The following is a 25,347-nucleotide window of genomic DNA, read 5'->3' on the forward strand; positions in this document are numbered from 1 at the left end:
AGGGGTCAAAATGAAAAAACTGCTATTCGCACTCGCCACCTCGGCCGCGATGCTGGGCTTTACCGCCTCCGCCGGCGCCCAGGACAAGACCAAGGTCTGCTTCATCTATGTCGGCTCCAAGACCGACGGCGGCTGGACCCAGGCGCACGACATCGGCCGCCAGGCCCTGCAGGCCGAATTCGGCGACAAGATCGAGACGCCGTTCCTGGAAAACGTTCCGGAAGGCCCGGATGCCGAGCGCGCCATCGAGCGCATGGCCCGGTCCGGCTGCGCGCTGATCTTCACCACCTCGTTCGGCTTCATGGACGCGACGATCAAGGTCGCCGAGAAGTTCCCGGACGTGAAGTTCGAGCATGCCACCGGCTTCAAGTCGGCGCCGAACGTCGCCACCTACAACTCGCGCTTCTATGAAGGCCGCTACATCCAGGGCCAGATCGCCGCGAAGATGTCTCAGAAGGGTGTCGCCGGCTACATCGCCTCCTTCCCGATTCCGGAAGTGGTGATGGGCATCAACTCGTTCGTCCACGGCGCCCAGTCGGTCAATCCGGACTTCAAGGTCAAGGTCATCTGGGCCAACACCTGGTTCGACCCCGGCAAGGAAGCCGACGCCGCCAAGGCGCTGATCGACCAGGGCGTCGACATCCTGACCCAGCACACCGACACGACCGCGCCGATGCAGGTCGCCGCCGAACGCGGCATCAAGGCCTTCGGCCAGGCCTCCGACATGATCAAGGCCGGCCCGGAAACGCAGCTGACGGCGATCGTCGACACCTGGGGCGCCTACTACATCAAGCGCACCAAGGAACTGCTGGACGGCAGCTGGAAGTCCGAGCAGATCTGGGACGGCCTGAAGGACGGTATCCTGACGATGGCGCCCTATACCAACATGCCGGACGACGTGAAGAAGATGGCCGAGGAGACCGAGGCGAAGATCCGCTCCGGCGAACTGCATCCCTTCACCGGCCCGATCAAGAAGCAGGACGGCTCCGACTGGCTGAAGGACGGCGAGAAGGCCGAGGACGGCGTTCTGCTCGGCATGAACTTCTACATCGCCGGCGTCGACGACAAGCTGCCGCAGTAAGGTCGCAGCGCGGGATCGATCCGCCCGAATGGTGACAGACGGAAGCCCCGGAAGCGGAAACGCTCCGGGGTTTCCTGCAAGGGGGAGCGTGGCTCCCATGCCGTATGCGCGGTTTTCAGAGGATCCGGAGACAGTGGATCCGCGGCAGTGCGCCGCCGTCAGGAGTGGCCGATTCGCCTCTGCCCGGGCGGCAAGCTGTTTGCTGGCCGGGAATTTCGCTTCTCAAGCCTCGATTTCTCTCCTAGAAAACCGCCGGGCTCGCATCGCAGCCGGATGAAGTTTCAGTGACTGGTCAGTGTGGAAGCAGAAAAATATGAAGGTCTGGACTGTTAGCGAATCCAAGATTGGAACGTCGTCTCAATGCCTTGCAGTTGCAAAATTCCTCAGTCCCCAGCCTTCTGAAAAGACCTTCGAGCCCAATCGCAACTGGCGCCGGGTGTTTGACGGCCCCTTGTTCGTCAGGTGGGAGAAAGAGCCGAACCTGGTTATTTCCTGCGGCTTCAGAGCTGAAAAGCGGGTCATGAAGATCAAGCAGACCTACAAGTCGCGCCCGTTCACGGTCCACCTTCAGGAGCCGCTGAAGCCGGGCTACGATCTGGTGTTCGTCTCGCGCCACGGCTGGCGGCCGGAATTCGATGCAAGGCCCAACTATCATCAGATGCTGGGTGTCCCGCACCGGTTCTCGGCCGCGTTCTGGGACAGTCACAGACACACGGCGCGCTCGATCTACGCACCGAACGGCGAAAAGGTCGTCACCGTCTTTCTGGGCGGCTCGAACGGCGCCTACGTCTATGACGATGCCTCCCATCGCCACATCGCCCACACCGTCAGGGAATTGGCAGGTCGGGGCTGGAGGGTGCTGATTTCAGTGTCCCGGCGCTCGAGTGCCGAAACCCTGGCTGCCATACTGCCTTTGAATTCGGGCTCGGTGACGGTCTGGGATCGGATATCCGCCAATCCCTTTATCGACTATGTCGCCGCCGCCGATGCCTTTCTGATCGCCAAGGACTCCGTGACCATGCCGTGCGAGGCGCTGTCCACCGGCCGGCCCGTCTACGCGCTCGATCTGACCGCGGCGCCCGGCGAGCGATACCAGAAGTTCGAGCAGTATCACCAGGATCTGCAGGCGACCCTGAAACTGACGCGGCGCTACGAAGGTTCGCTGGACGCCTATGACTACGAGCCGCCTGCAGAGGCGGAGCGCATTTCGAAAATCATCAGTTCGGCGCTTCAGGCCGCGAACGGGCGATAAATTCGCCCCTCTTGCTGACCGGGAGCAGGTGTGGCTGGCGAAGAGGCCCGCCGCTCCATCCCTTCGTGCGAGGCACGATCGGGCGACGTGGCGGCGGTCGCCGCTCTCATGCGTCTCGACAAGGGCTGAGCCCGACGTTCGGTCGATGGCGGCGAGCGATGGATCGCCGTTGCCGTGCTCGCGCCGTCAGCAAAATTTGCCCCATGGAAAATCGCTCCGAAGCCTCGTGAGCGGCAACACCGTAACGCGCCGGGCTTTCCGCGCGCGCCTCGTCGGCTGCTTGTTTGCGCCGCACAATTCAGGTCCTCGTTCTTGTGCATTGCGAATTTTGTGCAACCTGGGAGTTTTGAGTTTACAATAGTAATACAATATGATGTTTTCACCGCAGCTGCTGAGGAGCAGCTTTCTTTGGGAGGACATCATGAAATTGAAGACCGCACTCGCGAGTGCCACGATTCTGGCTGCCTGCATGTTTGGCTCGGCTCAGGCCGCTGATCTGACCGTCGGCTTCTCGCAGATCGGCTCGGAATCCGGCTGGCGCGCCGCTGAGACGACGCTGACCAAGCAGCAGGCCGAAAGCCGCGACATCGACCTGAAATTCGCCGATGCCCAGCAGAAGCAGGAAAACCAGATCAAGGCGCTGCGTTCCTTCATCGCCCAGGGCGTCGACGCGATCCTCGTCGCGCCGGTCGTGGCGACCGGTTGGGACGACGTGCTCACCGAGGCCAAGGACGCGGAAATCCCGGTCATTCTCCTCGACCGCACGGTGGATTCGTCCGAGGACCTCTACATGACTGCCGTCACCTCCGACCTCGTCCACGAGGGCAACGTCGCCGGCAAGTGGCTGGTGGACGCGGTTGCCGGCAAGCCCTGCAACGTCGTCGAGCTCCAGGGCACGACCGGCTCCTCGCCGGCGATCGACCGCAAGAAGGGCTTCGAGGAGGCGCTGGCGGGCCATGACAACCTCAAGATCATCCGCAGCCAGACCGGCGACTTCACCCGCACCAAGGGGAAGGAAGTCATGGAGAGCTTCCTGAAGGCCGAGGACGGCGGCAAGAACATCTGCGCCCTCTACGCCCACAACGACGACATGGCCGTCGGCGCCATCCAGGCGATCAAGGAAGCGGGCCTGAAGCCGGGCACCGACATTCTGGTCGTCTCCATCGACGCCGTTCCGGACATCTTCCAGGCCATGGCGGCCGGCGAGGCCAACGCCACCGTCGAGCTGACGCCGAACATGGCCGGCCCGGCCTTCGACGCGCTCGCCGCCTTCAAGAAGGACGGCACGCTGCCGCCGAAGTGGATCCAGACGGAATCGAAGCTCTACACCCAGAAGGACGATCCGATGAAGGTCTACGAGGAAAAGAAGGGCCTCGGCTACTGATCTCTCCCGGCTCCCGCCTCCGCGCGAATGCGGATGCGGGGCTTTTTCACGCATGTCCTCTCCCTGCTTCCGGGGAGGGGATTTCGGCAGGCGGATGAGGTTTCGTGCCCGGCGCCTGGCCGATGCGGCATTCACTTCGGGCAGGGACAATGCCAGGAAACATACTAGGCAGCGAAGACATCATTCTCTCGGCGACGGGGATCGACAAGGTCTTTCCCGGCGCCAAGGCTCTGAACAAGGTCAATTTCCAGCTCGGGCGCGGCGAGGTGCATGCGCTGCTCGGCGAGAACGGCGCGGGCAAGTCGACCCTGGTCAAGTGCATCACCGGCGCCTATCGCCGCGACGGCGGCAGGCTGGTGCTGGACGGGGTCGACATTGATCCGCGCGATACCTTCGAGGCCCAGCGCCTCGGCATCGGCACGGTCTACCAGGAGGTGAACCTCCTGCCGAACCTGACGGTCGCCGAAAACCTGTTTCTCGGCCGCCAACCGCGGCGCTTCGGCCTCGTCGATGCACGCGCGATGAACCGGCGCGCCGAAACGCTGCTCGCCGGATACGACCTCGACATCGACGTCAAGGCCGAGCTTTCCAGCTGCTCCGTCGCCGTGCAGCAGGTGGTGGCGATCGCCCGCGCCGTCGACCTCTCCGGCAAGGTGCTGATCCTCGACGAGCCGACCGCGAGCCTCGACGCGCACGAGGTGGAGATGCTGTTTGCCGTCGTCCGCCGGCTCAAGGCGCAAGGCCTCGGCATCGTCTTCATCACCCATTTCCTCGAACAGGTCTATGCGATCTGCGACCGCATCACCGTGCTGCGCAACGGCCAGCTCGTCGGCACCCGCGAGGCGGCCGCACTCCCGCGCCGGGAACTGATCGCCATGATGCTCGGCCGCGAACTCGGCGACGAGATCAAGACGGTCGCGAAGGCCGAGACCGAGGAAGGCCCGGTCCGCTACCGCTTTTCCGGCTACGGCCGCAGGGGACATATCGAGCCGTTCGATCTCGAGGTGCGCAAGGGCGAGGTGGTCGGGATCGCCGGCCTGCTCGGCTCCGGCCGTACCGAGACCGCCGAGATCCTGTTCGGTGCCGAGAAGTCCGACAGCGGCAGCGCCGAGATCGACGGCAAGCCGGTCGAGCTGACCTCGCCGCGCGCCGCCATCCGCCACAGATTCGGCTTCTGCCCGGAGGACCGCAAGGTCGACGGCATCGTCGGCGACCTGTCGGTGCGCGAAAACATCGCGCTCGCGCTGCAGGCACGGCGCGGCTGGGCGCGGCCGATCCCGCGCGCCGAGCAGGAACGGCTGGCCGACCTGTACATCAAGGCGCTGGACATCCGCACCACCGACCGGGAAAAGCCGATCCGGCTTCTCTCCGGCGGCAACCAGCAGAAGGCGATCCTGGCACGCTGGCTCGCCACCAACCCGGAATTCCTTATCCTCGACGAGCCGACGCGCGGCATCGACGTCGGCGCGCATGCGGAAATCATCCGTCTCATCGAAAATCTCTGCGAACAGGGCATGTCTTTGATCGTCATTTCCTCCGAGCTCGACGAGCTCGTCGCCTATAGCCACCGCGTCATCGTGCTGCGCGACCGCACCCATGTGTCCGAACTGGTGGGCGAGGCGGTGACGACCGCCCACATCGTCGAGGCGATCGCCGCCGGCGAGAAGCAGGGGGCGTCCCGATGAATGCGCTGAAACCCCACCTGATCCGGCTGGCCCCGCAATTCGCCGTGCTCGTCGCGGTCGTGCTGCTGATCTCGCTCGCCTTCCCGGATTTCCTGAAATTGCAGATCCAGAACGGCCGCGTCTACGGCAGCCTCGTCGACGTGCTGAACCGCGGCGCGCCGGTGGCGCTCCTGGCGATCGGCATGACCATCGTCATCGCCACCCGCGGCATCGACCTGTCGGTCGGCGCGGTCATGGCGATCTGCGGCGCGGTCGCGGCCGCGTCCATCACCTCCGGCCATTCGCTGGTCTATACGCTGGCGCTGGCGCTTGCCGTCGGCCTGCTCTGCGGGCTTTGGAACGGCATCCTGGTGGCCGTCCTCGACATCCAGCCGATCATCGCCACGCTGGTGCTGATGGTCGCCGGCCGCGGCATCGCCCAGCTGATCACCGAGGGCGCGATCCTCACCTTCAACGATCCCGGCCTGATCTTCATCGGCAGCGGCTCCTTCCTCGGCCTGCCGATGCCGGTGGTCATCTGGCTCGTCTTCGGCATCGCGGTGACCCTGCTGGTCCGCCGGACCGCGCTCGGCATGCTGATCGAGGCGCTCGGCATCAACCGGCGCGCCAGCACGCTCTCGGGCGTCTCCACCGGGGTGCTGCTGGTTGCCGCCTACGTGCTGAGCGGCCTGTGCGCGGCGATCGCCGGCATCATCGCCGCCGCCGACATCAAGGGAGCGGACGCCAACAATGCCGGACTCTGGCTGGAGCTGGACGCCATCCTCGCCGTCGTCGTCGGCGGCAATTCGCTGCTCGGCGGCCGCTTCAGCATCGCCGCGGCATTGCTCGGCGCGCTGATCATCCAGTCGATCAACACCGGCATCCTGCTCTCCGGCTTCCCGCCGGAGTTCAACCTGATCATCAAGGCGGCGATCATCGTTCTGATCCTCGTCATCCAGTCGCCGCGGATCCGCGACCTCGCCGCCCTGTTCGGCCGTTCGGAGAGCGCCGAGGCCCCCGTCAAGCAGGAGGCGAAATGAACCCGCGCTACGTCCCGCTCGCCGCCACCATCGCGATCTTCGTCGCAGCCTACGCGCTCTGCATCCTGCAGTACCCGAACATGCTGTCGACGCGGGTGATCGGCAACCTTCTCACCGACAACGCCTTCCTCGGGATCGCCGCCGTCGGCATGACCTTCGTCATCCTGTCCGGCGGCATCGACCTGTCGATCGGCGCGGTCATCGCCTTCACCGGCGTCTTCATCGCCGTCGTCCTCGAAAACACCGGCCTGCACCCGCTCGTCGTCTTCGTTCTCGTGCTCGGGATCGCGACGCTGTTCGGCGCCCTGATGGGGGCGATCATCCATCACCTCGAAATGCCGCCCTTCATCGTCACGCTCGCCGGCATGTTCCTCGCCCGCGGCATGGCCTTCGTCCTGTCGATCGATTCGGTGCCGGTGAAGCATCCGTTCTACGCGACGATGAAGGCCTTCTACTATCGCCTGCCGGGCGGGGGGCGGATCACCCTGATCGGCGGCCTGATGCTGCTCGTCTTCGCCGCCGGCATCCTGATCGCCCACCGCACCCGCTTCGGCGCCAACGTCTATGCGCTCGGCGGCGGCGTGCAGACCGCGCGGCTGATGGGCGTTCCGGTGGCGCGCACGACGATCGCCATCTATGCCTTTTCCGGGCTTTTGGCCGGGCTTTCGGGAATCGTCTTCTCCCTCTATACCTCGGCAGGCTATTCGCTGGCCGCAGTCGGCGTCGAACTGGATGCGATCGCGGCCGTGGTCATTGGCGGGACGCTGCTCACCGGCGGCTCCGGCTTTGTCGGGGGGACATTGATCGGCATTCTGATCATGGGGCTGATCCAGACCTACATCACGTTCGACGGTTCGCTTTCCAGTTGGTGGACGAAGATCCTGATTGGGCTACTTCTGTTCGGTTTCATCCTGATGCAGAAAGGATTTCTCTATCTGTCGAAGGGTGGCAGGCGTCTGGCCTGATCAAGGAAATGCAACCGGCCGGAGGGGCCGGTTCGGGGAGGAAGGGTTCGATTGCGCAAGGGACTTCTCGAAACCGTCATTACCGGCGCCAATACGCGCACCAGCCACGCCCAGGTGGTGAACGAGCTCGGACGTGCGATCGTCGCGGGCGAGTTCCCGGTGGGAACGACCCTTCCGGGGGATGCCGATCTGGCGGCGCGCTTCAAGGTCTCCCGGACGGTGCTGCGGGAATCGATGAAGACACTGGCGGCCAAGGGGCTCGTCGTGCCGCGCGCGCGGATCGGCACCCGCGTCACGCCGCGCGCGCAGTGGAACCTGTTCGACAGCGACATCCTCACCTGGCAGCTGGCCAAGGGCGTGGACGAGGTCTTCCTGCTCGATCTCAGCGAGGTACGGCTGGCCTTCGAGCCGCACGCCGCGGTGCTCGCGGCCCGCTTCGCCACCGATGCCGACATCAGCCACATGATGCGGCTGGCGATGGCGATGGGCGACCCGGAGCATACGGCCGAGACGCTGGCGCTGGCCGACCTGCGCTTTCACCTCTCCGTGCTCGACGCCTCGCGCAATCCCTTCTTCCGCACGATCGGCAGCCTGATCGAGGCAGCTCTCGTGGGCGTCTTCCGCCTGAGCTCGCCGGCCCGCGACCGCGGCAAGATCGACGACGTGGCGGCGACGCATATCCGCATCGTCGAGGAGATCCGCCGGCGCGACGAGGAGGGCGCGCGCCGCGCCATGGAGAACGTCATCCGCGTCGGCCGCGACCGGGTGGTGGAAGCGCTCAACGAACGCCGCCGCGCATCGACGTCATAGTCGGCCGCCGTGCTCATCGGACAGGTCTGATCATCGCAGCTCGGCGCGGCCGTGCGCCCTCGACGTTGGATGCGGAGCGCGAGCCTCCGCTTCCTGGCGCTCCCCGTCAATCGTCGTTGCTGGCGTTGAGCTCCTCGGGCCGAAGCCCGTCGCCATGGTGTTCCAGCTGCGCCGCGCCCATCGACTGGTAGAGGTTGAACAGCGCCTCGCTCGCCTTGGATGCGTGGCGGAACCATTCCGGGTTCGCCGCGATCGCCGGGTGGTGCAGCAGGTGCTGGTCGACGAGATCGAGGACGATCGAGGCCGTATGCGTCGCCTCGTGACAGGACCGCGTTCCCGGCGCATTGCGGGTCGAGATCTCGGCCGTCGTGGTCTCCTTCAGACGCGCCAGCTCGGCAAGGACCTTGAGGCGTTCGTCTTCGAGTTCGATATCGGTGCTTTCGATCATGGCGGGAAGTTTCTCATAGCAGGGCGGGGCTGTCGAGCAGGGTCGGCGGTTGTCAGGAAAGTGCGTTGGATACCGGAGCAACGCCCGTACCCGTCGTTCGTTCCGGCGGTCAGGAGATCGCCATTCGCGCCAGGTCGATCGCGATCCACAGGATGACGCCGATGGCCGTCAGCAGCAGGCCGAGCGCGAACAGCCGGTTGCCGGCCTCGAAGACGCTCTTCCTCAGCGAGTTCGGGCGAAGCAGCCGCCACAGCGCGCGGGCCTGGAAGACGATGCCGGTGGAGATCATCACCAGCGTCGGCAGGTCTGTCAGCCGCCACTCGTTGGGATTGCTGGCCCAGGTGTTGAGGAAGCCGAGCGAGAAGGAGAGCACGATCCCGAAGACGGTGAGGTTGCCGTTGCGGAAGAGGACGCCGATCTCCGGTTCGCCCTTGTGGTTCTCGCCGTCTTCCATGCCGCCTCCTTGTTTCGGACGACTGCGGAATGCCTCCCGCATCGGACGCGGAGGCATCGGGAACGGATCTCGTGGCCGTCACGCACCATGTTTGGCGTGAACGGCGGCGGTTGGCAAGATCGATCCGCGGCAGGAAGGGGCGGTCAGAACGGCGGCGTGATCTCGTCGTGGTGGTGCGGGCGCCGGTGCTCGCGCTGGCGGCGCATCGCCTGTGCGAGCAGGAAGCCCAGCACGGCGGTTCCAAGGACAATGGCGGACAACGCGATAAAATTTTCCATCACAGCTCCTCCCCATGCCGAAGATAGCACGGCTGGAGGAAAGTCGGAAACCGCTTCGAAATCTATGGTTTCCGCGTTTCTCACACCGCGTGCAGCACGTGCGTTGCCTTCACCGCCGCCGAGGCGCGGTTCTCCACGCCGAGCTTCACGTAGATCTGCTCCAGATGCTTGGTGACGGTCCGGGCGCTGAGGCCCAGGATCTCGCCGATGTCGCGGTTGGCCTTGCCCTTGGCGATCCAGAGCAGCACCTCGGATTCCCGCTGCGTCAGCGAGAAATGCTGGCGCAGGATCTCGTCGTCGCTGAGCCGGTTCTCCGCGCTGAGCCGGAACAGGTATTCGTCGGCGCCGATCGCGCCGAGATAGGAGAGCTGCAGCATCGCCTGGCCGCTTTCGCGGATGCTGAAGCTGCCGTCCTTGCCGCTCGCCTCGCTCTCCTTCATCCAGCGGCCGATATGGCCGGTCAGCGCCTCCAGCCCGTCGTCGGAACCGGTCGCGGCATTGATCAGCCGCGTCGCCTGCGGTGTCGACCAGCGCACCCGCCCGTCGCCGCGGACGGCGAGCAGATGACGGCCGGCGGCGTCGAGCGCGACGCGGGCGCTCTGGGCCGAGCGGGCATTGCTGAGGTGGACGCGGATGCGGGCGCGCAATTCGTCGATGTTGATCGGCTTCGTCAGATAGTCGACGCCGCCGGCCTCCAGCGCGCGGACCACGTGCTCGGTCTCCGTGAGCCCGGTCATGAACACGACGGGCGTCTGGCTGACGGCCGGGTTCGCCTTCAGCCGCAGGCAGGTCTCGAAGCCGTCCAGCCCGGGCATGACCGCATCGAGCAGGATGATGTCGGGCGTGATCCGCTCGACGATCCCCAGCGCCGAGGTGCCGGAGGTGGCGATCAGCACCGAGAAGCCGGACTGCTCCAGCGCCTCGGTCAGGAAACCGAGCGCCTCGGGGCTGTCGTCGACGAGGAGCACGATGTCGCGCGGGCCGGGCATCTCAGTCACGCGGTTCCGTCCTTTCTTCGGATAGGTTTTTCAGGAAGGCATCGTAGCCGGAAAGGTCGAAGGCCTGCACGTAGTCTCTCAGCGCATCGGCGAACGGTCTGTGCTCGGGCAGCCGGGCGATCTCGGCGAGCTTGGCCTCGATGCCGCGGACATAGCCGATCTCGCCGAGCCGGATCAGCTCGGCCACATGGGCGGGGCCGGGATCGACGATCCGCTGCAGCGTTGCCGGTGGCGAAGCGCCCGCCTGGGCGTCGGACGTGATCCACGTCAGCTTCAGGTGCCGCGCCAGCTTGTCGCAGAGCTGGCCGAGGTCGAAGGGCTTGGCGATGGCGTCGTCGTGGCCGTCGCTTCCCCCGTGCGCCGAGCCGTCGCCGATATTGGCCGACAGCATGATGATCGGCGCCGTCTGCCCGGCCTGGCGCAGCCGTTCGACGAGTTCCCAGCCGCTCATGCCCGGCATGGAGATGTCGACGAGGAACAGATCCGGCCGCAGCGCCTCGGTGAGCGCCAGGCACTCGCCGCCGTCGCCGGCGGTCAGGACGTTGAAGCCGAGCGGTGAAAGCGTCTCGGCCATCAGCTTGCGATGGTCCTCGTTGTCGTCGACGACGAGGATGCTGCGCCGCCGCCCGGCGTAGCCGCGGATGCGGCTCGCGGGCTCCAGCAGCGATTGCGGCCGGTCGACCGCCGACAGCATCAGCCGCACCCGGAACGTCGTGCCGCGATCCTTGGCGCTCGTCACCGATATCTCGCCGCCGAGCGTCTGGGTCAGGAGCCGCGTGATCGTCAGGCCGAGCCCGAGGCCGGGCATGCGATTGACGTGCTCCGCCTCGCCGCGCTGGAAGGGGTCGAAGATGCGCGGCAGATCCTTCTCCGCAATGCCGCGGCCGCTGTCCTCGACGGTGAAGGTCGCCACCTGGCTGCGATAGCCGACCTCGAGGCGGATATGGCCGCTGTCGGTGAATTTCAGCGCGTTGGAGACGAGGTTGACGAGGATCTGCCGCAGCCGCTTCTCGTCGGTGCGCACGAACTGGGGCAGGGAGGGGCTGCGCAGGTGCTCGAAAGCGACGCCCTTGGCCTGCGCCTGCGGCCTGAACATGTCGACGATCTGGTCGAGGAAATCGTGGATGTTGATCTCGTTGGAATAGACCTGCAGCTTGCCCGCCTCGATCTTGGAAATGTCCAGCAGCCCGTCGATCAGGCCGGACAGGTGCTCGGCGCTGCGCCGGATCACCTTCACCGCCGGCTGCCGCGGCGCGGGAATCGTCTCGTCGCGCTCCAGGAGCTGGGCATAGCCGAGCACGGCGTTGAGCGGCGTGCGCAGCTCGTGGCTGAGGCCGACGACGTAGCGGCTCTTGGCGCGGTTGGCCGCCTCTGCCGCCTCTTTGGCCTCCTGCAGGGCCGCGTCCGTCTTCTTGTGCGCCGCGATTTCCTTGAGCAGCAGCGTGTTCTGCCGCGAGGATTCCTCCTCCGCCACCACCCGGCTGTCGTGTGCGAGGACGTAGAACCAGCAGACCACGCCGGCGATGACGGCGAACACGAAAAAGACGATGGCGACCGTGCCCTCGACGACGGCCGCCGTCTCCGGCGAGGCGCCGCCGGCCTGGTGGGCGATCATCGCGAGGATCACGCCGATCGAGGCGATCGACAGCGCGGCGGAGAGCGCGTAGCGGCCGAGCCGGGTCTTCAGCTTGTCGACCACCGGATCGGGCAGCACCGCGCGGGCGACATGGGCGGCCTGCGCATGGAAGCGCGCCTTCGGCTTGCACATGTCGTGGCAGCGGCTGTCGAGCGAACAGCAGAGCGAGCAGATCGGCGCGGCATAGGCCGGGCACCAGGCCATGTCCTCCGGCTCGAAGGGATGTTCGCAGATCGAGCAGGTGATCGTGTGCTGCAGGTGCCAGTTCCGCCGCGGCTTGCGGGCGAGGTAGAACTTGCCGTCCGTCTTCCAGGCGATCAGCGGCGAGGCGACGAAGGCGACGGCCGCGGCGATGTAGGGGGCGAGCGAGGCCGCGATGTCGCCGAAGGCGCCGAAATGGGCGACGAGCGCGATGGTGGCGGAAACCAGCATCGCGCCGAGCCCGACCGGGTTGATGTCGTAGAGGTGCGCCCGCTTGAACTCGATGCCGGGCGGCGACAGGCCGAGCGGCTTGTTGACGAAGAGATCGGCGGAGATCGTGCAGAGCCAGGCCATGGCGACGATCGAGAAGATGCCGAGCGTCTCCTCCAGCAGCCGGTAGATGCCGAGCTCCATCAGAAGCAGCGCGATCGCCACGTTGAACACCAGCCAGATGACGCGGCCGGGGTGGCTGTGGGTCAGCCGCGAGAAGAAGTTCGACCAGGCGAGCGAGCCCGCATAGGCGTTCATCACGTTGATCTTCAGCTGCGAGACCACGACGAAGGCGACCATCAGAAGCAGCGTCGCCCACTCCCACGGGATCATGTAGCCGAAGGCGGTGTGGTACATCTGCGCCGGATCGGCCGCGCGCGTCGAGGGCACGCCGGCGTTCAGCACGAGCACGACGAGGAACGATCCCGCGAGCAGCTTCGGTGCGCCGACCACGACCCAGCCGGAGCCTGCGAGGAAGACGGCGATGCGGTGACTGAGCTTGCGCTGGCCGTCGGGCGGCAGAAAGCGCAGGAAGTCGACCTGCTCGCCGATCTGCGCCATCAGCGCGAAGATGACGGCGGACGCCGCGCCGAACTCGACCAGATGGAACGGCGCGATCGTGCCGGGCGGACCCGAGGCATGATGGATGCCGGAATAGGCGAGCCATTCGCCGAAGGCGTTCCAGTCGGCAAAGGCGATGAAGACGAAGGGCAGGATGTTGAGCACGATCCAGAACGGCTGGGTGACGAGCTGGAACTTCGAGATCAGCCGCACGCCATAGGTGACGAGCGGGATCACCGCCACCGCGCTGATGATGTAGCCGATCCACAGCGGGATGCCGAGCGCCAGCTCCAGCGCCCCCGACATGATCGAGGCTTCGATGGCGAACAGGATGAAGGTGAAGCTCGCATAGATGAGCGAGGTGATGGTTGAGCCGATGTAGCCGAAGCTCGCGCCGCGGGTCAGAAGGTCGATGTCGACGCCGTGGCGGATCGCATAGCGGCTGATCGGCAGGCCGACGAGCAGGATCATCAGGCTGGCAACGACGATCGCGGCGATCGCGTTGGTCGTGCCGTAGGACATGGTGATGGTGCCGCCGATCGCCTCCAGCGCCAGGAACGAGATCGCCCCGATCGCCGTCTGCGAGATCCGCTCCGACGAGAAGCGCCGCGCGCTCTTGGCGGTGAACCGCAGCGCATAGTCCTCCAGCGTCTGGTCGGCGACCCAACGGTTGTACTGGCGCCTGACCGGTATGATGCGCTGGCGTGCGGCCATGGGCTTCCTTCTGAACGGCGGCGAAATGCAGGACCGTGGCCCGTTCGTAGCACATCGCGGCGCGGCGGAGAATTGGTGCGCCGCGGCAGAGGTGCCGTTCTTTACCCCGCCGTCTACGTAGAATGACGTATGTGCACTGCAGCGGGAACGTCGGATGATCCCTTAAGCAACGGTTAAAGAAACCAGACCGCCCGTTGCCCTTGCGAACTAGAGGGGTTCACCACATGACTATCAAGGCACGCCTGACCGGCGCATTTCTCGCTGCCGTTCTCTCGACGACGGCGCTCAACGGCGCGTTCGCGGCCGATGACACGATCAAGGTCGGCATTCTGCATTCGCTGTCCGGCACCATGGCGATCTCGGAAACGACGCTGAAGGATGCCATGCTGATGCTCATCGAGGAGCAGAACAAGAAGGGCGGCCTGCTCGGCAAGAAACTCGAAGCCGTGGTCGTCGACCCCGCGTCCGACTGGCCGCTGTTTGCCGAAAAGGCCCGCGAGCTCGTCTCCGTCGACAAGGTCTCGGCCGTGTTCGGCTGCTGGACCTCCGTGTCGCGCAAGTCCGTGCTGCCGGTCTTCGAGGAGCTGAACTCGATCCTGTTCTACCCCGTCCAGTACGAGGGCGAGGAAAGCCAGCGCAACGTCTTCTACACCGGTGCTGCGCCGAACCAGCAGGCGATCCCGGCCGTCGACTACCTGATGGAGAACGAGGGCGTCGAGCGCTGGGTGCTCGCCGGCACCGATTACGTCTATCCGCGCACGACCAACAAGATCCTCGAGGCCTATCTGATCTCCAAGGGTGTGAAGCCCGAGGACATCATGATCAACTACACCCCGTTCGGCCATTCCGACTGGCAGACGATCGTCTCCGACATCAAGGGCTTCGGCTCCGCCGGCAAGAAGACGGCCGTGGTCTCCACCATCAACGGCGACGCCAACGTTCCCTTCTACAAGGAGCTCGGCAACCAGGGCATCAAGGCCGAGGACATCCCGGTCGTCGCCTTCTCCGTCGGTGAGGAGGAACTCGCCGGCCTCGACACCGGCCCGCTCGTCGGTCATCTCGCCGCCTGGAACTACTTCCAGTCCGTCGACAACCCGGCCAATGCCGAGTTCATCAAGACCTGGAAGGCCTATACCAAGAACGACAAGCGCGTCACCAACGACCCGATGGAAGCGCACTACATCGGCTTCAACATGTGGCTGAAGGCGGTCGAGAAGGCCGGCACCACCGACACCGACGCCGTCCTCGACGCGATGATCGGCATCTCGGTCCCGAACCTTTCGGGCGGCTACTCGACGATGATGCCGAACCACCACATCACCAAGCCGGTGCTGATCGGCGAAATCCAGGCCGACGGCCAGTTCGAGACCGTCTGGGAGACGCCCGGCCTCGTGGTCGGCGACGAGTGGTCCGACTACCTGCCGGACTCCAAGGACCTGATCTCCGACTGGCGCGCGCCGATGTCGTGCGGCAACTTCAACGTCGCCACGGGCAAGTGCGGCGGCAAGGGCTCCTGATCCCTCACCATTCGATCGGCCGGGCACGCGGGCGCGTTCTGCGTGACCGGCCGGATGCATCCCGCCATTCTCCGGTGGCGGGATGCTTCCGAACTTTCAATGCCGACGCCGGAAGCCGCTTCCGGCCTGCAGCCGGCCCGGCGAGGATGATGTCATGTTGATGCGGCTAGCCTATCGATCGCTCCAGTCCCTGCTGGTGACCCTTTGCCTCCTGGTCACGCTCCTTGCGACCGATCTCAGGGCGCAGGATGACCTCCGCGCGATGGTCAACGCACTGGGCGAGGGCAATTTCGCCCAGACCATCAAGCAGGTCGAAGCGCTGGCTAAGACCGGCGATCCGAAGATCGTTCCGGCGCTCGAGGCCCTGGCCGCCGGCGATCTCTATCAGCGCAAGTCCGACAAGCAGGTGTTCCTGACGAAATCGACAGGCGGCAGCCTGACCCTGCTCGATCCCCTTTCCGGCGAGGAAGTCGGCACGGAAGCCGCCAGCGCGCTCACCAAGATCCGCGTCAACAACGGCCTCCGCCGCGCCGTCCGCGCCGCACTCGGCGGCCTGACGCTGATGAGCCCGGATGCCGGCGTCCGCCTGCAGGCGGCCCAGACCATGCTGCGCACGCCCTCGGCAGATGCGCTCGAACAGATCGAGACGGCGCTTGCCGCAGAGACCAGTGCCGACGTCAAGCCGGTGCTGGAGCGCGCGCGCGCCGCAGCGCTGCTTATCTCCGATCGGCCGGACGACGAGAAGAAGGCCGCCGTCGCCGTCATCAGCAATGCCGGCGGCCAGGATGCGCTGTCGCTGCTGTCGGCCGCCCTTTCGTCCGCCGACGACAATCTGCGGCCCGACATCGAGACCGCGATCGAAAGCATAAAGGAACGCCAGGCCTTCTGGGCGGCGGGCCAGAACGTCTGGTACGGCCTGTCGCTCGGCTCCGTGCTGCTGCTGGCCGCGATCGGGCTTGCCATCACCTTCGGCGTCATGGGCATCATCAACATGGCGCATGGCGAGATGGTCATGCTCGGCGCCTACACCACCTTCGTCGTCCAGGAAGTGATCCGCGGCTCGTTCCCGGCGCTGTTCGACTGGTCGCTCGCAATCGCCCTGCCGCTCGCCTTCCTCGTCACCGGCATCGTCGGCCTTGCGATCGAGCGCGGCGTCATCCGCTTCCTCTACGGCCGGCCGCTCGAGACCCTGCTGGCCACCTGGGGCATCTCGCTGATCCTGCAGCAGGCCGTGCGCACCATCTTCGGCCCGACCAACCGCGAGGTCGGCAACCCCGCCTGGATGTCCGGCGCCTTCGAGCTCGGCGGGCTGACGATCACCTGGAACCGGCTCTGGATCATCGTCTTTTCGCTCGCCGTCTTCGCAGCGCTGCTGTTCCTCCTGAAGAAGACGCCGATGGGGCTGCAGATGCGGGCGGTGACGCAGAACCGCCGCATGGCCTCCTCGATGGGCATCCGCACGCCCTGGGTGGACGCGCTCACCTTCGCGCTCGGCTCCGGCATCGCCGGGATCGCCGGCGTGGCGCTCTCGCAGATCGACAACGTGTCGCCGAACCTCGGCCAGGGCTACATCATCGACAGCTTCATGGTCGTGGTCTTCGGCGGCGTCGGCAATCTCTGGGGCACGCTGGTCGGCGCCTTCACCCTCGGCATCCTCAACAAGTTCCTCGAGCCCTATGCGGGGGCCGTGCTCGGCAAGATCCTCGTCCTCGTGCTGATCATCCTCTTCATCCAGAAGCGGCCGCGCGGGCTGTTCGCACTCAAGGGCAGGGCGGTGGAAGCATGATCACCTCGTTTCTCCTCAAATCCTTCGACCGCACGATCGTCATTGCCGTCGCCGTCATCCTCGGTCTCGGCCTGCTGGTGCCGGCGCTCAACCTGCTGACGTCGCCCGATCATCCGCTGCATGTGCCGACCTATCTGGTCTCGCTGTTCGGCAAGTACCTGACCTATGCGCTCCTGGCCTTGGCGCTGGATCTCGTCTGGGGCTTCTGCGGGATCCTGTCGCTCGGCCATGCCGCCTTCTTCGCGCTCGGCGGCTATGCGATGGGCATGTACCTGATGCGCCAGATCGGCGCGCGCGGCTCCTACGGCAACCCGCTGTTGCCGGACTTCATGGTCTTCCTCAACTGGAAGGAGCTGCCCTGGTTCTGGTACGGCTTCGACATGTTCTGGTTCGCCGCGCTGATGGTGGTGCTGGTGCCGGGCCTGCTCGCCTTCGTCTTCGGCTGGTTCGCCTTTCGCTCGCGCGTCAACGGCGTCTATCTCTCGATCATCACCCAGGCGATGACGTTCGCGCTGCTGCTCGCCTTCTTCCGCAACGACATGGGCTTCGGCGGCAACAACGGCCTGACCGATTTCAAGGACATCCTCGGCTTCAACATCCAGGCCGACGGCACCCGCGCCGCCCTGTTTGCGGCGTCCGCCGTGGCGCTGGCGCTCTCGCTGGTCCTGACGTCCGGCATGGTCCGCTCCAAATACGGCAAGATCCTCGTCGGCGTGCGCGACGCCGAGAGCCGCACGCGCTTCCTCGGCTACCGCGTCGAGCACTTCAAGCTCTTCGCCTTCACCGTCTCGGCGATGATGGCGGGGGTGGCCGGCGCGCTCTACGTGCCGCAGGTCGGTATCATCAATCCCGGCGAGTTCGAGCCCGGCAATTCGATCGAGGTGGTCATCTGGACGGCGGTCGGCGGCCGCGGCACGCTGATCGGCCCGATCATCGGCGCCATCCTCGTCAACGGCGGGAAAAGCATCTTCACCGCAGCCTTCCCGGAATTCTGGCTGTTCGCGCTCGGCGGCCTGTTCGTCCTCGTCACCCTGTTCCTGCCGAAGGGCATCGTCGGCACGGCGCAAGCCTGGCGGGCGAAGCGCAAGGCCTATCGCAAGGCGGCCGACGACGAGGCGGCCAAGGCCATGGCTGCGGTCGAACCCCTGGCGGCGGAGTGAGACCATGAACGAGAAGAAACCGACCAGCCTGCTCTATCTCGACGGCGTCTCCGTCTCCTTCGACGGCTTCAAGGCGCTGAATGCGCTCTCCTTCGTCATCGAGCCCGGCGAGTTGCGCGCGATCATTGGCCCGAACGGCGCCGGCAAGACGACGATGATGGATATCATCACCGGCAAGACCCGTCCGGACACCGGCGCGGTGTTCTTCAAGGGCGATATCGACCTCACCAAGCGCGATGAGGCGGAAATCGCCCAGCTCGGCATCGGCCGCAAGTTCCAGAAGCCGACGGTGTTCGAGAGCCACACCGTCTGGGACAATCTCGAACTGGCGCTAAACCGCAAGCGCGGCGTCTTCGCCACCCTGTTCTACCGGATGACGGCGGAGGACAACGCCCGCATCGAGGAGATCCTCTCCACCGTGCGCCTGTCGAACCGCAGGAACGACCTCGCCGCCAGCCTCAGCCACGGCCAGAAGCAATGGCTGGAGATCGGCATGCTGCTGGCGCAGGAACCGGAGCTGCTGCTGGTCGACGAGCCGGTGGCCGGCATGACCGACGCCGAGACGGCCGAGACGGCGATCCTCCTGAAGGAGATCGCCAAAACGCGCTCGGTCGTCGTCGTCGAGCATGACATGGGCTTCATCCGCGACCTCGGCGTCAAGGTGACGTGCCTGGCGGAGGGATCGGTCCTGGCGGAAGGCTCGATCGATTTCGTCAGCGCCGATCAGAAGGTGATCGAGAACTATCTGGGGCGGTGAGGGTTCGGGGGCACGGACCTCCTTCACCCTGACCCTCTCCCGCCGCGCGCGGGAGAGGGGACAGACCAAACGAGGCACTGCCGGCGTTGCGTTCTCGGCGGTGCCGTTTCGGCCCTTCTCTCCGACTGCGGGGAGGAGGGCCGGCAGGTGCAAAAGGGGCGGGACATCCCGCCGGACGGACGACATCGAGGATCGGGCATGCTGACAGTCGAAAAAGCCAGTCTCCACTACGGCGCCGCCCAGGCGCTGCGCGGCATCTCGCTCTCGGCCGAGATGGGCAAGATCACCTGCGTGCTCGGCCGCAACGGCGTCGGCAAGTCGAGCCTGTTGCGCGCGGTGACCGGCCAGCACCCGCTCTCCTCCGGCACCGTCAGCTTCAACGGCGTGGCGCTGAACGGCATGGCGCCCTACGGCCGCGCCAAGCAGGGGATCGGCTACGTGCCGCAGGGCCGCGAGATCTTCCCGCTGCTGACGGTGAAGGAGAACCTGGAAAGCGGCTACGCGCCGCTGAAGCGGGCCGAGCGGTTCATCCCGGACGACATCTTCAGCCTGTTTCCGGTGCTGCAGTCGATGCTCGGCCGCCGCGGCGGCGACCTTTCCGGCGGCCAGCAGCAGCAGCTGGCGATCGGCCGGGCGCTGGTGACGCGGCCGAAGATCCTGGTGCTGGACGAGCCGACCGAGGGCATCCAGCCGTCGATCATCAAGGACATCGGCCGGGCGATCAAGTACCTGCGTGATTCCACCGGCATGGCGATCCTGCTTGTGGAACAGTACCTTGACTTCTGCCGGGAGCTTGCCGATCAGGTCTACATCATGGATCGTGGCGAGATCGTGCACGAGGGCCCGGCCGAGACGCTGGACACGCCCGAGGCGCGGCGGCACCTGACCGTGTGATCGGTCGGCGGCGATGGTCCGGCCTGTGGCGGCACCGCCAGCCTGTCGAGCGGGCCGGATCGGAGCCGGGAACGAAGGTGCCAAGCGAAAGGCCGACGTGAAGACGCAAGCAATCATCGCCGAGATGCAGCCAGGCCGCCCCCAGCGCGCCCGCGGCGTCGGCCGGCTCCGGACCAAGGCCAGCGCCGGGCGGACGCGACTCGACACCTTCTACCAGGAGGGCTGCGCCAAGATTCGCCTGCCCGAAACCTTCGAGGCCGGCATGGAGGCGGTGCTGATCAACACCTCCGGCGGGCTCACCGGCGGCGATGTCGTCGACTGGTCCTTCGGCGCCGGCGAGGGCACGCGCCTGACGCTCACCACCCAGGCCTGCGAGAAGATCTACAAGGCGAGCGCCGATACGGCGACCGTCTCGACGACGATCACCGTGGCCGCCGGCGCCCGCGTCGACTGGCTGCCGCAGGAGACGATCCTGTTCGACAGGGCCTCGCTGACCCGCAGCCTCGACGTCGAGCTCGCCGAAGACGCCGAGTTCCTCGCCGTCGAGGCGGTGCTGTTCGGCCGCAAGGCGATGGGCGAGGCGATGACGGCGGGGCTGTTCCGCGACCGCTGGCGTATCCGGCGGCAGGGCCGGCTGGTCCACGCCGAGGAGGCCCGTTTCGAGGGCGAGGTCGCCGATCTGACGGCCCGACAGGCCGTTCTCGCCGGTGCCGGCGCCTTCGCCACGCTCCTCTATTGCGGCCCGCAGGCAGAAGCGCTGCTGCCGCAGATGCGGGCGCTTTTCGGCGACGCCGTGGCCGGCGCAAGCCATTGGCAGGACAAGCTGGTCGCCCGCGTGAGCGCGGCGGACGGCTTCGCCCTGCGGAAAATTCTGATCCCGGTCATTTCGCACTTGCGCAAAGGCGCGAGCCTGCCGAAAGTCTGGACTCTGTAGTTGCAACGGACGGGCCTTCCATGAACCTGACACCTCGTGAAAAAGACAAGCTCCTGATCGCCATGGCGGCCGTCGTCGCCCGCAGGCGGCTGGAGCGCGGCGTCAAGCTGAACCATCCCGAGGCGATCGCGCTGATCACCGACTTCGTCGTCGAAGGCGCCCGCGACGGCCGCTCCGTCGCCGATCTGATGGAGGCCGGCGCCCATGTCGTCACCCGCGACCAGGTGATGGAGGGGATCGCCGAGATGATCCACGACATCCAGGTCGAGGCGACCTTCCCGGACGGCACCAAGCTCGTCACCGTCCACGAACCGATCCGCTGACGGGCACGGAGGAGAAAGCCGATGATTCCCGGTGAAGTCATTGCCGCAAACGGCGACATCGAACTGAACGCCGGCCTGCCGGTGATCGAGCTGGACGTCTCCAACACCGGCGACCGGCCGATCCAGGTCGGCAGCCATTATCATTTCTACGAGACCAATGCCGGCCTGTCCTTCGACCGCGACAGGGCCCGCGGCCTGCGGCTCGACATTCCCGCCGGCACGGCGGTGCGCTTCGAGCCGGGCCAGACGCGCACGGTGCGGCTGATCCCCTTTGCCGGCAAGCGCGAGATCTACGGTTTCCGCCAGAAGGTGATGGGAGGGCTCTGACATGGCGATCGCACACTACCGCGGCAGCTGCCAGTGCGGCGCCGTCTCCTTCGAGGCCGATACCGACCTCGACCACACGATCACCTGCAACTGCTCGCGCTGCCAGCGCCTGGGCTCGGTGCTGGCCTTCGCCCCGCGCGAGGCTTTCACCCTGAACGCCGGCGAGGACAACCTCACCGAATACCGCTTCAACACGATGAAGCTCCGCCATCTGTTCTGCAAGACCCGCGGCATCCAGGGTTTCTCCTACGGCGAGAAACCGGACGGCACGCCGATGGTGGCGATCAACGTCAATTGCCTGGAGGGCGTGAACCCGCGTGCGCTGTCGCCCCATGCCCATGACGGCGCATCGGCTTGAGAGCGGGTCCGGGGAGAGGGCGATGATGAAGGCGGTGGTTCTGACGATGCTGTGCGGATGCGTCCTTCTGGTCGATGCGCCCGCCTCCAGCGAGGAGGCGCCGTCGGTCGACTGCAAGGATGCGCAGACGCAGAGCGACATGAACATCTGCGCCGCGCAGGACTACGAGGCGGCGGACAAGGTGCTGAACCGGCAGTGGCTGGCGACGAAGAAGGCGGCCACCGCCTGGGACGACGTCGTCGCGGGTGAGGGACGCGCGCGCGGCGCCGAGGAGCGGCTGCTCAAGGCCCAGCGCGCCTGGCTCGCCTATCGCGACAGCCAGTGCGAGGCGCTCGGCTTCTCCTTCGAGGGCGGATCGATACAGCCGCTGGTCGTCTCCAATTGCCTGGCCGACCTCACCCGCAAGCGGACCGAGGAACTCGGCCAGCTGGCAAAAGAGTTCGCGGACTGACGACCGGCATGGCGCAGCGGATCATGATCATTGGCAACGGGGCAGTGGCGGAGGGCGCCGGCGCGCTGATCGACGCCGCCGACTTCGTCGTCCGTTTCAACCTCAGCCGCAACGCCGACGTTTCCGGCAGCCGCACCGATGCGGTTGCCGTCTGCAACACCGGCCGGCCCGCCAACGAGATGCTGGACGGCCCGGATTGGCGTGCAAGCGCCCCGGTCCGGGCGGCGCGCGAGATCTGGTCGGTGCGCGACCCGGAGAAATTCGCAAGCCTCCGGCCCGAGCTCGCCGTCAGCCATCCCGAGCTCGACGATTTCTGCGACGACCGCACGGCGGACTTCGCCCGCTTCGCCGCGGAGAACGGCAAGCGGCACCGGATCATCCCCGCCCGCGTGCATGCGGCCGCCGATGCCGCGCTCGCCGCCCACGCGCCGGGCCCTTACGTGGTCCCGAGCAGCGGGCTCGTCACGCTCGTCCACATCCTGTCCGAGCCGGACTTCGCCGGCGCCGAGATCGTGCTCGCCGGCTTCAGCCACGAGGGTTGGGACGGCCATCCCTTTGCCGCCGAGCGCCGGCTCGTCGCCGGCCTCGTGGCCGAGGGGCGCCTGCGCCTGCTGGCGTCTCCTTCGTCTTCGCTTCCTCCCTCGCTCTCTCCCTCCCAAGGAGCCTGAACCATGTCCTACACAATGTCCCGCAAGGCTTATGCCTCCATGTTCGGCCCGACCACCGGGGACAAGGTGCGCCTCGCCGATACCGAGCTCTTCATCGAGGTGGAGAAGGATTTCACGACCTATGGCGACGAGGTGAAGTTCGGCGGCGGCAAAGTCATCCGCGACGGCATGGGCCAGAGCCAGGCGACGCGCGGCGAAGGCGCGGTCGATACCGTCATCACCAATGCGCTGATCGTCGACCATAGCGGCATCTACAAGGCGGACGTCGGCCTGAAGGACGGCCGCATCCACGCGATCGGCAAGGCCGGCAATCCGGACACGCAGCCGGGGGTGACGATCATCGTCGGCCCTTCCACCGAGGCGATCGCCGGCGAGGGCAAGATCCTGACGGCCGGCGGCATGGATGCGCATATCCATTTCATCTGCCCGCAGCAGATCGAGGAAGCGCTGATGAGCGGCATCACGACCATGCTCGGCGGCGGCACCGGCCCCGCGCATGGCACGCTCGCCACCACCTGCACCGGCGCCTGGCACATCGAGCGGATGATCGAGAGCTTCGACGCCTTCCCGATGAACCTCGCGCTCGCCGGCAAGGGCAACGCCTCGCTGCCCGCGCCGCTGGAGGAGATGATCCTCGCCGGCGCCTCGTCGCTGAAGCTGCACGAGGACTGGGGCACGACGCCGGCTGCGATCGACAACTGCCTGACGGTGGCCGACGCCTTCGACGTGCAGGTGATGATCCACACCGACACGCTGAACGAGTCAGGCTTCGTCGAGGACACCGTCGCCGCCATCAGGGGCCGCACCATCCACGCCTTCCACACCGAAGGGGCGGGCGGCGGCCATGCGCCGGACATCATCAAGGTCTGCGGCAATCCGAACGTCATCCCGTCGTCCACCAATCCGACGCGGCCCTACACCGTCAACACGCTCGCCGAACACCTCGACATGCTGATGGTCTGCCACCACCTGTCGCCGTCCATCCCGGAAGACATCGCGTTTGCCGAAAGCCGCATCCGCAAGGAGACGATCGCGGCGGAAGACATCCTCCACGATATCGGCGCGTTTTCGATCATTTCTTCTGACAGCCAGGCGATGGGCCGCGTCGGCGAAGTGGCGATCCGCACCTGGCAGACGGCCGACAAGATGAAGCGCCAGCGCGGCAAGCTGAAGGACGAGACCGGCGACAACGACAATTTCCGCGTCAAGCGCTACATCGCCAAGTACACGATCAACCCGGCGATCGCCCATGGCGTCTCGCACGAGATCGGCTCGGTGGAAGTCGGCAAGCGCGCCGACCTGGTGCTGTGGAACCCGGCCTTCTTCGGCGTGAAGCCGGAAATGGTGCTGCTCGGCGGCTCGATCGCCGCCGCCCCGATGGGCGATCCGAACGCCTCGATCCCGACGCCGCAGCCGATGCATTACCGGCCGATGTTTGCCGCCTATGGCAAGCTGCGCACCAATTCCTCCGTCACCTTCGTCAGCCAGGCCTCGCTCGACGGCGGTCTGTCGCAGCGGCTCGGCGTTGACAAGAAGCTGGTGGCGGTCAGCAACGTCCGCGGCGGCATCTCCAAGGCCTCGATGATCCACAACAGCCTGACCCCGCATATCGAGGTCGATCCCGAAACCTACGAAGTCCGCGCTGACGGCGAGTTACTCACCTGCGAGCCGGCGACGGTGCTGCCGATGGCGCAGCGCTATTTCCTGTTCTGACATCGACGCCGGCTGGACAGCCATGAAGAAAACGGCCTACGGGTTGCTTGCTGCGATCCTGCTGGTTGCGGCCGCCGCGGCGATCGGGACATTCGTCCCGCGCCCGCTGTTTGCTTCGTCCACTGACGGGCCGGGTGCGACGACACGCATCCTGTTGCTGTCCAATCCCATCCACACGGACATCGCCATTCCGCTGGTGGACGAAACCCGTACCGCCTTCGCATTTCTGGCCGGGTCGGGCATCCCCGTGGAGGATTCGGCAGCGGAGTGGCTGGTGATCGGATGGGGCGGCCGCTCGTTCTATCTGGAAACTCCGACCTGGGCGGATCTGAAGCCGCTGCCGGTCCTGCGCGCCCTGACCCTCGATCGTTCGGTGATGCATGTCGACATCGCCGGCCGGATCGACGAGACACATCCGGCGGTCACGCCGTTGCAGCTGGACGCTGCCGAGTTCCAGAGCCTGAAGGCGTTCATCAAGGCGAGTTTCGCAGGCGCCGGCGGCGAGGTGGAAGCGGTGCCCAATGCAGGCTATGGTGCTTACGACCGGTTCTTCGAGGCGAACGGCTATTTCAACGCCTTCGCCGGCTGCAACACCTGGACGGCCGCGGCATTGCGGGCGGCGGGCTTGCGGACCGGCCTCTGGAACCCGCTCCCGCAGACGCTTGCCGTCTCGCTCAGACTTTTCAATTGACTGGAGTATCCC

The 25,347-nt window shown here is 66.1% G+C and carries 25 protein-coding genes; 20 read left to right on the top strand and 5 right to left on the bottom strand.

The genetic code is table 11. The features are described from left to right. Nucleotides 1–10: 10 nt before the first annotated feature. From P0086_RS20285 to P0086_RS20315, 7 genes are all read left to right on the top strand, one after another. Nucleotides 11–1,081, top strand: coding sequence for a BMP family ABC transporter substrate-binding protein (locus P0086_RS20285; RefSeq protein ID WP_112599686.1), 1,071 nt, complete (start codon nt 11–13; stop codon nt 1,079–1,081). A gap of 313 nt (nt 1,082–1,394) precedes the next feature. Then, the gene (locus P0086_RS20290; protein ID WP_275788888.1) at nt 1,395–2,333 is read left to right on the top strand and encodes an ELM1/GtrOC1 family putative glycosyltransferase; all 939 of its coding nucleotides are present in this window, start codon (nt 1,395–1,397) and stop codon (nt 2,331–2,333) included. A gap of 421 nt (nt 2,334–2,754) precedes the next feature. Then, entirely contained in the window at nt 2,755–3,717 is a 963-nt protein-coding gene (gene ytfQ / locus P0086_RS20295) for a galactofuranose ABC transporter, galactofuranose-binding protein YtfQ (protein ID WP_275788891.1), read from the top strand. 149 nt (nt 3,718–3,866) lie between these two features. Further along, entirely contained in the window at nt 3,867–5,402 is a 1,536-nt protein-coding gene (gene ytfR, locus P0086_RS20300; protein WP_275788894.1) for a galactofuranose ABC transporter, ATP-binding protein YtfR, read from the top strand. Continuing rightward, nucleotides 5,399–6,421: an ABC transporter permease gene (locus tag P0086_RS20305; RefSeq protein ID WP_275788896.1), complete on the top strand. Its 1,023-nt coding sequence runs from the start codon at nt 5,399–5,401 to the stop codon at nt 6,419–6,421. The genes ytfR and P0086_RS20305 overlap by 4 nt, the downstream gene beginning before the upstream one ends. Continuing rightward, nucleotides 6,418–7,386 carry a galactofuranose ABC transporter, permease protein YjfF gene (gene yjfF / locus P0086_RS20310; RefSeq protein WP_112611666.1) on the top strand — a complete coding sequence of 323 codons (969 nt, stop codon included), beginning with the start codon at nt 6,418–6,420 and terminating at the stop codon, nt 7,384–7,386. Before P0086_RS20305 ends, yjfF begins: the two co-directional genes overlap by 4 nt. A gap of 51 nt (nt 7,387–7,437) precedes the next feature. After that, nucleotides 7,438–8,196 (top strand): FadR/GntR family transcriptional regulator, encoded by a 759-nt coding sequence (locus P0086_RS20315; protein ID WP_112599691.1) that lies wholly within the window; start codon nt 7,438–7,440, stop codon nt 8,194–8,196. Between the two features lie 106 nt (nt 8,197–8,302). Here P0086_RS20315 and P0086_RS20320 read toward each other — a convergent pair whose 3' ends face one another. The 5 genes from P0086_RS20320 to P0086_RS20340 all read right to left on the bottom strand — a co-directional run bounded on the left by P0086_RS20320 (nt 8,303) and on the right by P0086_RS20340 (nt 13,756). Then, a complete protein-coding gene (locus P0086_RS20320) occupies nt 8,303–8,644 on the bottom strand; it encodes a hypothetical protein (RefSeq protein WP_112599692.1) in 342 nt (113 codons plus the stop codon). A gap of 109 nt (nt 8,645–8,753) precedes the next feature. After that, entirely contained in the window at nt 8,754–9,098 is a 345-nt protein-coding gene (locus P0086_RS20325; protein ID WP_275788902.1) for a hypothetical protein, read from the bottom strand. 143 nt (nt 9,099–9,241) lie between these two features. Beyond that, complete coding sequence (locus P0086_RS20330) at nt 9,242–9,376, bottom strand: hypothetical protein (protein ID WP_275788905.1); 135 nt, start codon at nt 9,374–9,376, stop codon at nt 9,242–9,244. Between the two features lie 80 nt (nt 9,377–9,456). After that, the gene (locus P0086_RS20335) at nt 9,457–10,365 is read right to left on the bottom strand and encodes a response regulator (RefSeq protein WP_275789530.1); all 909 of its coding nucleotides are present in this window, start codon (nt 10,363–10,365) and stop codon (nt 9,457–9,459) included. Between the two features lies 1 nt (nt 10,366). Continuing rightward, the gene (locus P0086_RS20340; RefSeq protein ID WP_275788908.1) at nt 10,367–13,756 is read right to left on the bottom strand and encodes an ATP-binding protein; all 3,390 of its coding nucleotides are present in this window, start codon (nt 13,754–13,756) and stop codon (nt 10,367–10,369) included. 224 nt (nt 13,757–13,980) lie between these two features. On the opposite strand from P0086_RS20340, the gene urtA reads away from it, so the two are divergent. The 13 genes from urtA to P0086_RS20405 all read left to right on the top strand — a co-directional run bounded on the left by urtA (nt 13,981) and on the right by P0086_RS20405 (nt 25,335). Beyond that, a complete protein-coding gene (gene urtA / locus P0086_RS20345; RefSeq protein WP_112599696.1) occupies nt 13,981–15,273 on the top strand; it encodes an urea ABC transporter substrate-binding protein in 1,293 nt (430 codons plus the stop codon). Between the two features lie 154 nt (nt 15,274–15,427). Beyond that, the gene (urtB, locus tag P0086_RS20350; protein ID WP_275788912.1) at nt 15,428–17,059 is read left to right on the top strand and encodes an urea ABC transporter permease subunit UrtB; all 1,632 of its coding nucleotides are present in this window, start codon (nt 15,428–15,430) and stop codon (nt 17,057–17,059) included. Beyond that, the gene (gene urtC, locus P0086_RS20355) at nt 17,056–18,219 is read left to right on the top strand and encodes an urea ABC transporter permease subunit UrtC (RefSeq protein WP_275788914.1); all 1,164 of its coding nucleotides are present in this window, start codon (nt 17,056–17,058) and stop codon (nt 18,217–18,219) included. The genes urtB and urtC overlap by 4 nt, the downstream gene beginning before the upstream one ends. A 4-nt stretch (nt 18,220–18,223) precedes the next feature. Then, nucleotides 18,224–18,976: an urea ABC transporter ATP-binding protein UrtD gene (gene urtD / locus P0086_RS20360; protein ID WP_275788916.1), complete on the top strand. Its 753-nt coding sequence runs from the start codon at nt 18,224–18,226 to the stop codon at nt 18,974–18,976. Between the two features lie 198 nt (nt 18,977–19,174). Beyond that, complete coding sequence (urtE, locus tag P0086_RS20365) at nt 19,175–19,870, top strand: urea ABC transporter ATP-binding subunit UrtE (protein WP_112599699.1); 696 nt, start codon at nt 19,175–19,177, stop codon at nt 19,868–19,870. Between the two features lie 124 nt (nt 19,871–19,994). Next, a complete protein-coding gene (locus P0086_RS20370) occupies nt 19,995–20,804 on the top strand; it encodes an urease accessory protein UreD (protein WP_275789533.1) in 810 nt (269 codons plus the stop codon). 20 nt (nt 20,805–20,824) lie between these two features. Beyond that, a complete protein-coding gene (locus tag P0086_RS20375) occupies nt 20,825–21,127 on the top strand; it encodes an urease subunit gamma (protein ID WP_148189901.1) in 303 nt (100 codons plus the stop codon). 21 nt (nt 21,128–21,148) lie between these two features. Beyond that, nucleotides 21,149–21,454 (top strand): urease subunit beta, encoded by a 306-nt coding sequence (locus P0086_RS20380; protein WP_275788920.1) that lies wholly within the window; start codon nt 21,149–21,151, stop codon nt 21,452–21,454. Between the two features lies 1 nt (nt 21,455). Further along, nucleotides 21,456–21,812 (top strand): GFA family protein, encoded by a 357-nt coding sequence (locus P0086_RS20385; protein WP_275788922.1) that lies wholly within the window; start codon nt 21,456–21,458, stop codon nt 21,810–21,812. Nucleotides 21,813–21,834: 22 nt separating this feature from the next. Then, the gene (locus P0086_RS20390; protein WP_112599704.1) at nt 21,835–22,263 is read left to right on the top strand and encodes a lysozyme inhibitor LprI family protein; all 429 of its coding nucleotides are present in this window, start codon (nt 21,835–21,837) and stop codon (nt 22,261–22,263) included. Nucleotides 22,264–22,286: 23 nt separating this feature from the next. Then, nucleotides 22,287–22,931 carry a Urease operon accessory protein gene (locus tag P0086_RS20395; RefSeq protein WP_275788925.1) on the top strand — a complete coding sequence of 215 codons (645 nt, stop codon included), beginning with the start codon at nt 22,287–22,289 and terminating at the stop codon, nt 22,929–22,931. A gap of 3 nt (nt 22,932–22,934) precedes the next feature. After that, a complete protein-coding gene (ureC, locus tag P0086_RS20400) occupies nt 22,935–24,644 on the top strand; it encodes an urease subunit alpha (RefSeq protein ID WP_275788928.1) in 1,710 nt (569 codons plus the stop codon). A gap of 22 nt (nt 24,645–24,666) precedes the next feature. Beyond that, complete coding sequence (locus tag P0086_RS20405; protein ID WP_275788930.1) at nt 24,667–25,335, top strand: TIGR02117 family protein; 669 nt, start codon at nt 24,667–24,669, stop codon at nt 25,333–25,335. Nucleotides 25,336–25,347 lie beyond the last annotated feature (12 nt).

The sequence above is a fragment of the Mycoplana sp. MJR14 genome (assembly GCF_029210525.1).
Lineage (GTDB): Bacteria > Pseudomonadota > Alphaproteobacteria > Rhizobiales > Rhizobiaceae > Mycoplana.

Coding starts and splice junctions, on each gene's coding strand:
- urtC (WP_275788914.1), top strand. CDS start 17,056: ATGATCACCTCGTTTCTCCTCAAATCCTTCGACCGCACGATCGTCATT.
- urtD (WP_275788916.1), top strand. CDS start 18,224: ATGAACGAGAAGAAACCGACCAGCCTGCTCTATCTCGACGGCGTCTCC.
- urtE (WP_112599699.1), top strand. CDS start 19,175: ATGCTGACAGTCGAAAAAGCCAGTCTCCACTACGGCGCCGCCCAGGCG.
- P0086_RS20385 (WP_275788922.1), top strand. CDS start 21,456: ATGGCGATCGCACACTACCGCGGCAGCTGCCAGTGCGGCGCCGTCTCC.
- P0086_RS20405 (WP_275788930.1), top strand. CDS start 24,667: ATGAAGAAAACGGCCTACGGGTTGCTTGCTGCGATCCTGCTGGTTGCG.
- P0086_RS20340 (WP_275788908.1), bottom strand. CDS start 13,756: ATGGCCGCACGCCAGCGCATCATACCGGTCAGGCGCCAGTACAACCGT.
- P0086_RS20335 (WP_275789530.1), bottom strand. CDS start 10,365: ATGCCCGGCCCGCGCGACATCGTGCTCCTCGTCGACGACAGCCCCGAG.
- urtA (WP_112599696.1), top strand. CDS start 13,981: ATGACTATCAAGGCACGCCTGACCGGCGCATTTCTCGCTGCCGTTCTC.
- P0086_RS20390 (WP_112599704.1), top strand. CDS start 21,835: ATGATGAAGGCGGTGGTTCTGACGATGCTGTGCGGATGCGTCCTTCTG.
- ytfR (WP_275788894.1), top strand. CDS start 3,867: ATGCCAGGAAACATACTAGGCAGCGAAGACATCATTCTCTCGGCGACG.
- P0086_RS20325 (WP_275788902.1), bottom strand. CDS start 9,098: ATGGAAGACGGCGAGAACCACAAGGGCGAACCGGAGATCGGCGTCCTC.
- P0086_RS20290 (WP_275788888.1), top strand. CDS start 1,395: ATGAAGGTCTGGACTGTTAGCGAATCCAAGATTGGAACGTCGTCTCAA.
- P0086_RS20320 (WP_112599692.1), bottom strand. CDS start 8,644: ATGATCGAAAGCACCGATATCGAACTCGAAGACGAACGCCTCAAGGTC.
- urtB (WP_275788912.1), top strand. CDS start 15,428: ATGTTGATGCGGCTAGCCTATCGATCGCTCCAGTCCCTGCTGGTGACC.
- P0086_RS20330 (WP_275788905.1), bottom strand. CDS start 9,376: ATGGAAAATTTTATCGCGTTGTCCGCCATTGTCCTTGGAACCGCCGTG.
- yjfF (WP_112611666.1), top strand. CDS start 6,418: ATGAACCCGCGCTACGTCCCGCTCGCCGCCACCATCGCGATCTTCGTC.
- P0086_RS20285 (WP_112599686.1), top strand. CDS start 11: ATGAAAAAACTGCTATTCGCACTCGCCACCTCGGCCGCGATGCTGGGC.
- P0086_RS20305 (WP_275788896.1), top strand. CDS start 5,399: ATGAATGCGCTGAAACCCCACCTGATCCGGCTGGCCCCGCAATTCGCC.
- ureC (WP_275788928.1), top strand. CDS start 22,935: ATGTCCTACACAATGTCCCGCAAGGCTTATGCCTCCATGTTCGGCCCG.
- P0086_RS20395 (WP_275788925.1), top strand. CDS start 22,287: ATGATCATTGGCAACGGGGCAGTGGCGGAGGGCGCCGGCGCGCTGATC.
- ytfQ (WP_275788891.1), top strand. CDS start 2,755: ATGAAATTGAAGACCGCACTCGCGAGTGCCACGATTCTGGCTGCCTGC.
- P0086_RS20375 (WP_148189901.1), top strand. CDS start 20,825: ATGAACCTGACACCTCGTGAAAAAGACAAGCTCCTGATCGCCATGGCG.
- P0086_RS20380 (WP_275788920.1), top strand. CDS start 21,149: ATGATTCCCGGTGAAGTCATTGCCGCAAACGGCGACATCGAACTGAAC.
- P0086_RS20370 (WP_275789533.1), top strand. CDS start 19,995: ATGCAGCCAGGCCGCCCCCAGCGCGCCCGCGGCGTCGGCCGGCTCCGG.